The 13038-nt window shown below is 41.7% G+C and carries 9 protein-coding genes; 2 read left to right on the top strand and 7 right to left on the bottom strand.

The features are described from left to right. Positions 1-418: 418 nt before the first annotated feature. From H5181_RS02420 to H5181_RS02400, 5 genes are all read right to left on the bottom strand, one after another. The gene (locus H5181_RS02420; RefSeq protein WP_182750115.1) at positions 419-787 is read right to left on the bottom strand and encodes a hypothetical protein; all 369 of its coding nucleotides are present in this window, start codon (positions 785-787) and stop codon (positions 419-421) included. After that, on the bottom strand, positions 777-1037 hold the full coding sequence (locus tag H5181_RS02415) for a hypothetical protein (RefSeq protein WP_182750114.1): 261 nt from the start codon (positions 1035-1037) through the stop codon (positions 777-779). Before H5181_RS02415 ends, H5181_RS02420 begins: the two co-directional genes overlap by 11 nt. Then, positions 1037-1684 (bottom strand): hypothetical protein, encoded by a 648-nt coding sequence (locus H5181_RS02410; protein WP_182750113.1) that lies wholly within the window; start codon positions 1682-1684, stop codon positions 1037-1039. The genes H5181_RS02415 and H5181_RS02410 overlap by 1 nt, the downstream gene beginning before the upstream one ends. Before the next feature lie 189 nt (positions 1685-1873). After that, the gene (gene mdoH / locus H5181_RS02405) at positions 1874-4057 is read right to left on the bottom strand and encodes a glucans biosynthesis glucosyltransferase MdoH (protein ID WP_182750163.1); all 2184 of its coding nucleotides are present in this window, start codon (positions 4055-4057) and stop codon (positions 1874-1876) included. An 11-nt stretch (positions 4058-4068) separates the two neighbouring features. Then, the gene (locus H5181_RS02400; protein ID WP_182750112.1) at positions 4069-5748 is read right to left on the bottom strand and encodes a glucan biosynthesis protein G; all 1680 of its coding nucleotides are present in this window, start codon (positions 5746-5748) and stop codon (positions 4069-4071) included. A gap of 884 nt (positions 5749-6632) precedes the next feature. On the opposite strand from H5181_RS02400, the gene H5181_RS02395 reads away from it, so the two are divergent. Further along, positions 6633-8768: a TonB-dependent siderophore receptor gene (locus tag H5181_RS02395; protein ID WP_182750111.1), complete on the top strand. Its 2136-nt coding sequence runs from the start codon at positions 6633-6635 to the stop codon at positions 8766-8768. A gap of 260 nt (positions 8769-9028) precedes the next feature. On the opposite strand, the gene H5181_RS02390 is transcribed toward H5181_RS02395, so the two are convergent. Both H5181_RS02390 and H5181_RS02385 read right to left on the bottom strand, forming a co-directional pair. Then, on the bottom strand, positions 9029-10432 hold the full coding sequence (locus H5181_RS02390) for a methyl-accepting chemotaxis protein (protein ID WP_182750110.1): 1404 nt from the start codon (positions 10430-10432) through the stop codon (positions 9029-9031). Between the two features lie 390 nt (positions 10433-10822). Next, the gene (locus H5181_RS02385; RefSeq protein WP_182750109.1) at positions 10823-11611 is read right to left on the bottom strand and encodes a helix-turn-helix domain-containing protein; all 789 of its coding nucleotides are present in this window, start codon (positions 11609-11611) and stop codon (positions 10823-10825) included. Between the two features lie 103 nt (positions 11612-11714). On the opposite strand from H5181_RS02385, the gene H5181_RS02380 reads away from it, so the two are divergent. Beyond that, positions 11715-12923 carry an MFS transporter gene (locus H5181_RS02380; RefSeq protein ID WP_182750108.1) on the top strand — a complete coding sequence of 403 codons (1209 nt, stop codon included), beginning with the start codon at positions 11715-11717 and terminating at the stop codon, positions 12921-12923. The last annotated feature ends 115 nt before the right edge of the window (positions 12924-13038 follow it).

Here is a 13038-nt window from a genome sequence, read left to right as displayed (position 1 = left end):
CACAAATTGACGTTTCAAATTAACGTCAGTGTTTAAAATTATGGCTGATAAGTGCCCAGCTAACAATCTATGACGATCACATAATCCGCTATTGTGGTTGTAAGCATAAGTGCGCACTGTGCTGGTATAAACTCCTTAAACACAAAAGCCCTGTCAATATAAACCGACAGGGCTTTTGCACATCTACAACAAATTAAACCCACCTAACAGAAGGACACGATACCTTCGGTAACATATTGTTCTGGCAGTTTTTGTAACTGTTTTAGCAATAAAGGGTTACCCAGTAAATACGCCAATTCTTGACGGGTAAAAAGAGAATAAGAACATACACCACTATAAATAAATTAACCTACCGATTATTTTAAAGTTACATTGAAAATAATATTTATTTAAGCCCCCAAAATGTAACACTTCTTTACTACTTATTATCAATTAACAATAAAAGAGAGTCAGCTGAAACAATTGAATCTAAGCAAACTTTTTTAGTTATTGTGACCATAACGGCATCCATACTATCTTTAAATATTGCTTTTTCAGAGCGCTCTAAACTGCCAAAAAAATTCATAGTACCTTCAATAAAATATTGTTTACTATTGACGTTCTTTTCACTAGCAAAAAATAATGCATCGGATAGACTTATTAATTTAGATTGCTGTTCTGTTGAAAATTCATAAGGTAATTGAGAGCACATCGTTAATACACCAGACCGAAAACCAATATTTTCCCAGTCAACGGCAAAAGCATTAAAAGGAAAGTATAAAATAAATAAATAAAAACTAAATTTCATTTTTATTAAGTTTCCATACCCCAAAAATATTATGAAAGAATATTATACTTACAATAATAAACTTCCCAGCCCAACTCAACGCAATATCGAATAAACCCAGAGCCATAATACAAGCACCAGATAACAAAACAGCATGTGCAATACAGTAAGATATTACTGAAAATTTACTTGATGGTTTTTTTATTAAAAAAACAACAGCATATACTGCACCAATAAGTGCAGCAATAGACCAAAAAATATAACCAAACATTAAAACTCATCCATAGTTAGTAGTCCACGCAACATTAGTTCCTGTTTTGCACTCTTTACATTTGTGGATGACATGGCTAACAAAACTGATGCAAAAACAGTAATACAAGCAGCTGCTATTGCAGCCCCCTTAGGTATGTTTCCCTGTAATTTACCAGCATTAGCAACATCCTTTGTTACTGAATAATTTGTTGATTGTGCAGCAACATTCTTCAAACCATCTTTAATACCACTCTTATAAATACCTAAGAGTGCACCAGCAATAGTAGAAGCAGAAATAAGCCCAGATAAATCAACTCCAATATAACTTAAGGCAGATTTTGCGTTATCATTAACAACAAAGAAATTTCTTAATTCTTCATTCGATAAACTCCAGCAATACCAATAAGGATTTGCACTCATCTGACCTACCATTCCAAATAAATGTCCAAATAAGGGACCATCATAACTACGAAGAGCTAATATTGCACCGTTAATTCTTTGTTGCTCATGATGGTGTAAACATCTATAGGTCACTATTCCTGTCAAAATATACATTGCGCTATCGAGACGCTCTAGCTCTGCAGTGAAACGACCTAAATCCATTAATTTAACTAAGAATTTAAGCGGGCTTTGTTTGTATTGTTGACTCACATAAGATGATTGCATAACGATTCCTTGTAATATGCCGTACGTTAAAAATATTCTAGCATAGAAAAATCAGAAAAATAAAAATATATTCTTAATTTAAAACTCATTGAACTTTAATTTAAATGAAGAAGAAATCATAATGTAATATCAAATATCAAATATCAAATATCAACAATAATCAGCTCAAATTCAGAACTCTACAACCACCTAACAGAAGGACACGATGCCTTCGGTGACATATTGCTCTGGCAGTTTTTGTAACTGTTTTAGTAATAAAGGATTACCCAGTAAATATGCCAATTCTTGACGGGTAAACAGCTTTACAATGTTGTGCTGGCACTGCGCTTCTTGCACTTTAACTCGGGTGATGGCTTCGAGTGATTCAACCGCTGAACCAGGCAAGCGATGCGGCTTTTTGTCAATAATGGCTAAATGTAAATCCATTAACTCTGGGTCTTGCAGTAGCCTTGATAAGGTCCACGGTTGTGCAATAGCGTTAACGTATTCGCTGCGGCGTTGTTGTGAATCTAGGCTAAGCTTCGGCGCACATACCTCTTCCGGTGTTGCCAATATTTTCAGGCGCTTGACCCATAAGCCAAATCGCTCTGAGCCTGTCATGGCAGAAAGCGGTACAGCAAGCCATAAACCAATTAACGCGGGGCTCATCCACGCCAATAAGGTAAGCGAATCAAGCACTGCGGCGTAACCTAATAACGCACCAATTAACATGTGCCAACGATGACGATAAATCAGTGTTAGCCAAGGTAAGCTGCCGTCATCACGGCGTTGTGGCGCCCAACCGCTGTCGCGTCCGGCTAAAATAGACATCACCGCACCGCAGTGGATAAGCATCATTATCGGCGCAATCAGTGCCGACAATATCACTTCAATCACCACGCTAATCATGGCTTTTCCTCTGCCACCTAATTGCTTGCTCATGATGCTATTTTTCAGTAACAATATGATCCCAAGGATTTTAGGACCAAACAATATGCCCATGGTGATATAAAACAACCGTAGTGCACGGTCTGAGTCCATAACTGGCCAGGTGGGAAACAAAGAGAATTGATCAGTAAAATACTCAGGGCGAATAAAGTGCGCTTGTAATGCCAGCATTAAACCCGACAAAATTAACATTAACCAAAAAGGCGATGACAAATAAGCCATTATCCCCGTAAGTAAGTGTAAGCGGCTAACCCAATGTAATCCTTTACTAAACAATACCCGTGAATGTTGCAAATTACCTTGGCACCAACGACGATCGCGCACCGCTAAATCGACAATAGACGGTGGGCATTCTTCATAAGACCCTGGAAGGTCTGCGGCAATGACCACGCTCCAACCAGCACGTCGAATCAAGGCTGCTTCGACAAAGTCGTGGCTCATTATATGGCCACCAAATGGCGGTTTACCTGCAAGGTTGGGTAACCCTGCGGCGCTCATAAAAGCTTGGGTGCGGATAATGGCATTGTGACCCCAAAAGTTACCTTCTTTGTGGGTCCACCAAGATAAACCTGTACCAATTACCGGACCATAAATTCGCGCAGCAAATTGCTGTAGTCGCGCCATTAAGGTATTGCCATTAATTAAATACGGAATGGTTTGGATAAGCCCAGCGTCAGGGTCTGCCTGCATCCGTCTCGCCAAACTGACGATAGTATGGGTTTCCATTAAGCTGTCGGCGTCTAGCACCAATAAGTGATCGTATCGGGCGCCCCAGCGTTTACAAAAGTCAGCCACATTACCGGCTTTACGGGCATCATTTTTACGTCGACGGCGGTAATACACCCGCGCATCTTTGCTCACTTGATGGCGCAATATTAAAAATGCCTGTTCTTCTGCCAACGCAATATCGGGGTCAGTAGTGTCGCTTAATATAAACCAGTCAAACGCATGGCTTTCGCCGGATGCAACCAATGCCATCGCCATCACTTCAACTGCAGCAAAAACGCGATCGGGTGATTCGTTATATGTCGGCATTAATATCGCAGTGCGGGTATGCAATTTTATACGTTCGGCCGTTTCTATCGCAGGCTTTTTGAGTAGCATAATAAAGCCGGCTATGCCGCCGCTAAATGCCAATGCAATCCAACAAAAGTTAACCGCAAACAACACTAAAACGATGTATTCAAGTGGCGTTACGCCGCCGACATTAAATACCGACACCATCTCGTAAATAGCCATAACCGACATGATAAACGCGCTGCCAACCACTAACAGACGGCGTAATCCGTCTGACTTTACGCCATTGGCAATAATACTTTTACGTGGCATGCCTTCGGACAACGCACGTAAACTTTGCGCTTCCATTGGGCTTGGTCGTTCTAGCGGCATGGCTGCACCACCGACCAACGTAGGGTCGACAGTGCTAATGTCAGCATCTGGCTGCATCATGTTCATGCTTAAAGCGTCCAACGATAAAGCCAGGTTTCGACATCGCGTGGGCCAGTAAACTTAAGCTCAGCACGAAGCTCGATCAATTCAGCATCTTGTGGATCCATTTCAAACGCCAAACGATAACCATTGGTTTTAGGCTGACGAGACACCACCACATTAGTCACGACGCCCGCAGAACTCTGCACTTTGGCGACCGGAATTTCATCGTTATTGCCTTCTTTAACTTGATAGTCGATAACAAACAAACGTCTCGGTGTGGCTTTAGCGATTTCAGCGCGGCCACTAGCGGTACGGGCCACAATCACAGTGCCATCATCAACTTCGGGCTCGCTGCCCCAAATTAACCGATAAGTAAAATGAAACTCGCTACCGGCTGCGATAGGTTGTTTAGGCTTCCAGTAACTAACTATGTTGTCATGAATTTCAGAGTCTGTTGGAATTTCGGTTAACACAACCTCACCCGCGCCCCAATTTCCGACCGGTTCAACCCATAAACTTGGGCGACGCTCATAATGGGCTTCGAGATCTTGATACGCATCAAAACTACGTTCACGTTGAATTAAGCCAAACCCTTGTGGCGAGTTGTCCATAAAGGCACTGACTTGCAATTGCTTTGGATTAGCCAGCGGACGCCATAAACGCTCACCGCGACCATTTAAGATCAATAGCGCGTCAGAATCATGTACTTCTGGTCTAAAGTCATCGGTGTTTTGGCGACCATTCATTGAATGTAAAAACATACTGGTACTAGGTGCTAAACCGACTTTAACTAAATCCACGCGTGGAAATAGCGTCGCTTCCACATCGATATGGGTGTTTTCGCCAGGTCTTACAGAAAATCGATATGCCCCTGCCACACTTGGGCTGTCTAGCAAGGCATGCACCACAATTAAGTTACTGTCGGTGTTTGGCCGTTCTACCCAAAAAGCCCTAAATATTGGAAACTCTTCGCCTTCTGGTTCTGCGGTATTTAATGCTAATCCCCTTGAAGACAAGCCGTAATCGCTGCCTTTACCCAAAGCGCGGAAATAACTCGCCCCTTGGAATACCATAAGCTCGTCAAAATATGCAGGGTTATTGAGTGGATAATGGATGCGTAGACCAGAATAGCCAATATCTTGGGTCGGCAAACGCTGACTCAACACATCACCAGCAGTAAAGAACTCTGAGTTGTAGGCTAAATGGCTGGCTTGTTTACCTTCAACTAAGGCAATTTCAATCAAGTCTTGGAAATAAAAACCCCGATGAAAGAGCTGCATTTGATATGGCAAACCTTCGGCTTTCCAAATAGAAGCTTCTGGCTTAAAGCGAATATCGCGGTATTCATCGTAAGATATTTTAGCCAACCCTGGGGGTAATGGGTCTTTAAGTTCTACATACGGTTTTTGCGCTAATTTACGCGCAATTTTAACCACTGTATCAGAGTCAAAGTTAGCCGTTTTAGCAAAACGCACTTTGGTTTCTGTGTTCAGGTTATTAGCTGATTTCACTATCGCTTGTTCATCTGCATAAGTTTGCAGCGGTATGGTTACGCTAGGCGATGTGGGGGTAATAATGGGTGGTGTGGGTTCTTGTGCTGCAAGATTAAAACAAAGCCCTGCGGCCATGGCTAACGACAAACGCGTTAGCGCTTTTTTTACAGTGTGAGATGAGGCCGAAGTACGGCAACTCAGTAAGCTAACCATAATAGGCTACCTAAAAAATACAGCGTTAATATGCGAGTTTCAGAGCGGTTATTGCGGCAAAATGTCTTGGTACACAACCCTATGCTCTATTTCGCGAACGATATCAGAACGCCAAAATTTTGCACAAGTATTCATCAATAAAATCCACCAGCACCTATAACATTTTAATCTATTGATATATCCAAATAGCACACAAGGAGAATGAAAAACGACCGTGTTGTTATTCATTACATTTAAAGGCTGTTGATTTCGAGCACAGCAAATAGAACAACGGTAGTCTCAATATTTAATAATCTTTAAATACAGATATTTACTAGAAAACAGGTCGATAAGAACATCCTCTATTTTAATGGAAACGAGTCAGAGTGAATTACCCACTTATCAATGACATTTAGTACAGCAAGCTCGCACTTACTGGCTATTTACTGAAAGTTTACATTCATAAAAGTAATGAATCAAAAACACCTCATCACATTGATTAAATTAAGAAAAATATCTTAAAAATTTTATTAGAGCAGAGAGCTTTACAGTAACAACACCATAAGCACTAGTACGTACCTTGACGGCTACCTCACAAATGAGAATAATTATCAAAATCGATACCAAAATATGCTTTGATCATTATGTTTACCTCTCGCTCATTGAACTTAGAATCAAGTCCCCAACAGGCTAGTTTCGGAATCGTAAACTCAGCCCTTTCTCCTCCCATCAATAAATACTCCAAATTGCGCCATCGATAACACGCGTAAACAACACACTTATTTACGCCAAAGCATCCTTGATTACTGATAATTGAGATTGCTGAAGATCGAGGAATGGTCTTTGAAACGTTTATCGTCAACTTATCACTTTAGAACAGACCAAACGAAACATAGGGAATATGCATGTTACCTGAAAAATCCAGATTCACTTTAACCACCATAACAATGGCCATTGCAGCAAGTTTTGCTAGCTCGGCGGCAATTGCTGACGACAAAAGTCAGACAGAAGCCAAACCTGAAATCATTGTGGTGACGGGGAGCTTATTAGGCAATTCTGAAGTTGCTGATTTAAAAACGTATACCGGTAACCGCTCAATCATTACTTCAGATCAAATAGAGCGTACTGCAGCCAGATCAATCGACACTGCATTACAACAAGTTCCTGGGATTAAAATTAAAGACGAAACTGGAACTGGGGTTTTACCTAACATATCAGTACGAGGCTTAGACAGCAGCCGCAGTGGTTACGCCCAAGTCTTACTCGATGGGATCCCAATGACGCTTGCGCCATATGGGCACACTGGCCAGTCATTATTCCCTGCCACGTTATTCATGATAGATAGAATCGATGTAGCACGTGGCGGAGCATCGATTCAGTATGGCCCTAACAACGTTGGCGGCGTAATCAACCTCATTTCAAAACCAATTCCAACCGACTGGGAAACCAGCGTTAATGAACGCATGACCTTCTTTGGCGACAGTAATACATTATTTGATACCAACATCAGCACTGGTGGCGCGGTTAATGAAGATTTTTCAATGCGTTTTGATGGCAACATCACCAAAGGGGAATCGTTTCGTGAACACTCCGACACTGACATTAAAAACCTAATGTTAAAGACCCTGTGGAATATCGATGAGCAAAATAGCTTAGATGCCACACTGCAATATTACGATGCTTTTTCTGAGCTACCGGGTGCATTAAATACTCCCGCTTATGAAGCCGATCGCGAGCAATCCCTACGCCCTAATGATGAGTTTAATGCCGATACTAAACGAGTGTCATTGAAATATAGCCATGTTCTCGACGACTCTAAAATTATCGATTATGGTGAGATTGATCTCAGAGTATTTGGTAATAAAAGTTCACGTAATTTTCAGTGGGATTTTTATGATTCAAGCAAAGACACCGATGGCAATTTAGGCACAAGCTGGAGCGATACCACCCAGGATGCTACTCATCTGCGTAACTCTCCGCGAGACTTTACCGTGTTTGGCATTGAGCCAACGGCAAGCCTGCTTATTGATGGCGATATTAGCCAGCACATTATCGCCGGCGCTCGTTATATTAATGAAGACATTAGCTACCAACTCAACCACATAGACAAGTCGACTCAAACGGCAACTCGTCCGCGTGACTGGCAAATGGATACCAATGCCATGGCCTATTATGTGAGTAATAAAGTGGGATTTTTTGACGACACATTGTCGGTTACTCCTGGCATAAGATATGAAGATGTCCGCATGACCTTCACCAATGTTGGACAAGACTATAGCCAAGATAATCACGTGACCGAGTGGCTTCCCGGCATCACCTTGGGTTACGAGTTCAGTTCAAGCTGGTTTGGGTATACCAATGCTCAACGTTCATTGAGAACACCACAAATTTCGCAATTATGGCCTAAAGATCAAACCCTTGAATCAGAGCTATCTTGGAACTATGAAGCAGGCGTCCGCTTTACCCCAACAGAACGCAGTAACTTGAGCATTGCCGCTTATCGTATTGATTTTGAAAATAAAGTTGAGTACGACAGAAACGTCAGTATGTTCGTCAATATTGGCCAAACTCGTAACCAAGGCATTGAGTTAGAAGGCACTTATTCACCGATGTCGCTGCCAGATCTGGTTCTAACCGGCGCCTACAACTATTTAGATACCGAACAACTTGATGGCGAGTTTGCAGGCAACGAATTGGCTTATGTGTCTAAGCATCAACTTTCTGCCAGTGCTTTATATAGCATTAAAGATGTCGATTTAGGATTAATGGCGTTCTATTACAGCAAGTCATTCGCTGACCTTGCCAATAGTGTTGAAGAAGATGTATCAGGCACATCGGGCGAAGTGCCTGCGTATACCGTGGTTAATTTCAATATTGCGACTGAGTTTTTCAAACAAGATAATCATGGCTTAAAGGTGGGATTGTCGGTCAACAATCTATTTGATAACGAGTACTACTTTAGAGGCTTAGATGTGTCTCCAGCAGGACGCGTACCAGCATCAGGCCGCTCACTGAGCTTAGATGTCGGTTACACCTTCTAATCGGTATTGTTTCTAAGATAGATGTTTTCAGTTTTAACTGAATAATAATCAACATGTTGTAAACAATAAAGCCTCAGCATTAATGCTGAGGCTTTATTGTATTAGTTATCGTATTGATTGCCGTATTGATGATCTTAATGGTTATCGAAACGAGGGCATCCTGCTATTTCATCAATGATAAATAGAAACAGAGTGGCCACCGAAAAGAGTTAGGTGGCCCTACGATCAGCAACACAAACATGTTGCCAATCTAAATAACCTTAAATAATCAAATCCTTCATCAACTCTTCCAGCACATCTGCCTGACAGCTCAAGCTCTCGATTTCTTTTGCTGTCATATTCACTAAGTTCATCACTTGAATAGAGCTACTCCTGACAGAATCAACATCACTGGCAATATTATCAGCCACAGCGCCTTGTTCCTCGGCAGCGGCTGCAATTTCCAAACTTCTATCTGAAATATGCTGGTTTTGCTCTGCGATTTCACTAATATTTTGACTTGCACTTGTCATTAACTGTTCGCTTGATTCAGCTTCTTTTACCGTTTTCGCCATCACGCTCATCACACCACGGCTATTGGTTTGCAGCGTTTCAATAATTTTTTGAATCTCAACCGTAGCAGCTTGAGTTCTACCCGCTAAGGTTCTTACTTCATCTGCAACCACTGAGAATCCACGTCCCTGTTCGCCTGCTCTTGCCGCTTCAATAGCAGCATTAAGGGCGAGTAAGTTGGTTTGGTCAGAAATGGCATTAATCGTTGCAATAACCTCACCAATTTCTGTCGCGCTAGAATCAAGTTCTGCAACAGCAACTGAGGTACCACGTACTTCCCCTGCTAATTGATTAATCTCAACCAAGGTTTTTTTGATCTGAGCTTGGCCTTGTGTGGTTTTCTCCGTTGCGCGCGATATTTGCGTAGATGATTCTTGAGCATGGCTAGCGACTTCTCGAATCGACACCGCCATCTCTTCCGTTGCGCTGGCTAACGAATCAATGCGGTCTTGCTGCACGCTGGCCAGTTGAGTATTTTCATCGCTACGCACACGTAACTGAGCACTAATTTGTTGGATCAAAGCAACCGCTTCTTGGGTGGTTTTCACCAACAGATGTTCACGTTCTGAAACTCTATCAACGGTTCTGGCAATCAAATTAAATTCATTGCGCGCAGGAGCATAACCAATACGAGATGCAAGATCCCCTTCGGCTAGCTTTCTCAATGCTTCATAAATATGGAATAGGCCGCCACCAATGAATGTCATAATGTAGTGAGAGCAAACAATCATCAACAGTAAACTGAGGCTAATTGCAGTGATGTGCCATAAACCTAGTCCAGTCAGAAAATTAGTGTCATCAACATAGCTTAATGAATAATCTTGCCCTGAAACCTGCGCCGAAATATCAGTATTACGACCAATTTTAATCGCTGTATTTTGCAGTAATGGCGCTAAATCCGATGCAGATAACTGAGTAGCAGATGCCAATTGGGCAATAACATCCACTTGTTTTTGTGCTTCTACAGTACGCTGCGACGATGCTGCGTCAGCGAAACTAAAACCAATGACAACAACGGCAAGCAATGCAGAGAAGAAAAGAACAAGAAAATTTTCCTGTAATTTTACGCTAATTAAATACTTATCAATCCAACGAAATGCGACATCTTTCACGATGCAGTCTCCAATAAAAAGTGATCGGTGATTACCGAGTATGTTGAAATCCTATCTTATTAAGCGAATCTTAATATAAGCCAATCTTAATATGGTGAATGTAATATAAAAGAACGCGTCATTCGGCCAAAGATAGGCAAGAATATATGACTATCGTTAGCAGGTATTTCTAAATGACAAAATTGACACCTAGATCACGCAAAACACGCTAAAAAAGACACTTATTGCATCTGAACAACTACAAACGAGTCACCTTGCTCAAAAAATTGCCTGAAGTTACCGTATAACAACATCGTTGGTTAAGAAGTAATTAAAGAAGTAATTGTAGCTAAACACCGACATAGCTAAACAAAAATATCAATCACTTAGTTAACTTGTGCAAACTTATTATCAGTAAGCATTTAACTCGTTCATGTATTTCATCGGTGATGTTTTCATGACTTTTTTAAACATGGTAATAAATGCACTCACCGACTCATAGCCTAATAACTCGGACACCTGTTGCACACTTTGCTTATCTGACAGTGCTTGCAGTGAAGTAATAATATGCAGCTGTGTACGCCATTTGCCAAAAGTCATTCCGGTTTCTTTCTTAATCAACCGCGCTAATGTGCGCTCTGTTAAGGCAAATTGTTCTGCCCATTGCGGCAGTGTTTTTCTATTGTGAGGCTGACTGATCAATTGCTGGCTCATCGCTTGAATAACCATATTTTTAGACAAAACAAAATCTAAATGTTGGATCGGCATATCAATTAATTGGTCGTGTAATACCTGAGCTAATCGTGCCGTTTTACTGTTTGCGCGATAATGTTGATCGCGACTCGCAAGTTCACACATCAGCTCTTTCACTAATGGCGAAATCGCTAATGTACAAGTATTTTGTGGCATACCGTCCATGTTGCTGTCGATAAATAAATGGCACAACTTGGCGTTATCTGATGCGCGGTTACTGTGAACTTTGTGCGCAGGGATCCAAATAGCGCTATGGGTTGGTACCATCCACATTTTTGCCGATACCTCACAAGTCACATAACCATGCAAAGCTAAGATTAACTGACCTTTTGGGTGAGTATGCAGCGGAATTTCGTGGCTGGCACAGGCATGCTCTATTTTGGCAATAATGAATTGCTCCATATACTCAAAATCTTTGATTTCATTCCAACCAATTGCATCAAACATAGCTTTGTCAGTTTTCAGTTATTTATTGTCACTATCTCTAAATTATATCGTTCGGCAAATCTTTATACTAGCAACCATTATTAAGCGAAATCTAAAGCAGCTAATGACGTTAAAAACCGACAATACTAAACCGCAGTCTCGATTTTCTGGTGCATTACTCGTAATAGGCATTTTGCTTATTGCGGCTAATTTACGCGCGCCTTTTACCGGCATTGCTCCTGTACTGGACCAAATTATTAATCACTTTGGACTAAGCGGCTCACAGGCTGGGTTTATAACAACATTACCGCTTATCGCCTTTGCGATTGTTTCCCCCATGGCGGCGACATTTGCCCGCAAACAAGGGTTAGAACACACACTATTTGCAGCACTCATTTTAATATTATTGGGTATCGGAACCCGATTTATCGACTCATCCACCATGCTTTTTATTGGTACGGCAATTATTGGCATCGGCATTGCGATTGCAAACGTGTTATTACCCAGCCTAATAAAACGTGATTTTGCCACCAAAGTAGCCTTAATGACCTCGGCTTACGTGCTAACAATGGGAGTGGCTTCTGGCGGGTTCTCGGCGTTGGTATTTCCGTTAAGCCAATTCAATGGTTTAGGCTGGCAATTAGCGCTTGGTTCGGCGGCTATGTTAACGGTCGCAGGGATAATTGTGTGGATGGCGCAATTAGGAAAGCACACTAAGCCGGCTCGTATTGCACCATTATCTTCTTCGTCAAAAAGTGTGTGGCGTTATGCACTTGCATGGCAAATAACCTTATTACTGGGCTTAAACTCTTTTTTAACTTATATCATTATTACTTGGCTGCCCAACATATTGACTGACACGGGTCACTCGGCCACACAAGCGGGTGCTTATCATGGCGCATTTCAAATTGCGACAGCGCTGCCAGGTTTAGTGTTAATTCCATTATTGGCTAAATTAAAAGATCAAAGTGCATTGAGCTTTTTACTTGGAGTACTCAGCGCAATCAGTGCCTTAGGGCTACTCTATGTGCCACACTTTGCATTTGCATGGACAATAATGTTGGGGTTTTGCTCTGGGGCTTGTTTTATTTTAGGGCTATCGTTTATTAGTTTACGCACTGACGACCAGCACCAAGCCGCATCGCTTTCTGGTATGTCACAATGTGTGGGCTATTTATTAGCGGCAGTGGGCCCTATGTTGGCCGGAGCAATACACACTACAACAAGCAGTTGGACTGGACCATTATGGTTATGCGTTATTACAGCATTGTTATGTGCATTATGCGGTTTAGGCGGTGGCAGAAATACCACGTTACATAAATCGGTTAACTAAACATACACGGCCTGATGACTGAGTTATGCATTTAATATCACCATCTAAATGAAGCAAACTTCATTTGAGAAAACGATATTGAGCAACATTAAATCAAGCCGTAAAGATGTAGGCC

The organism is Shewanella sp. SG44-2 (assembly GCF_014164215.1).
Classification (GTDB): Bacteria; Pseudomonadota; Gammaproteobacteria; order Enterobacterales; family Shewanellaceae; genus Shewanella; species Shewanella frigidimarina.
Note: the sequence above shows the minus strand (reverse complement) of the source record. Positions and strands in the feature narration are given on the sequence as shown.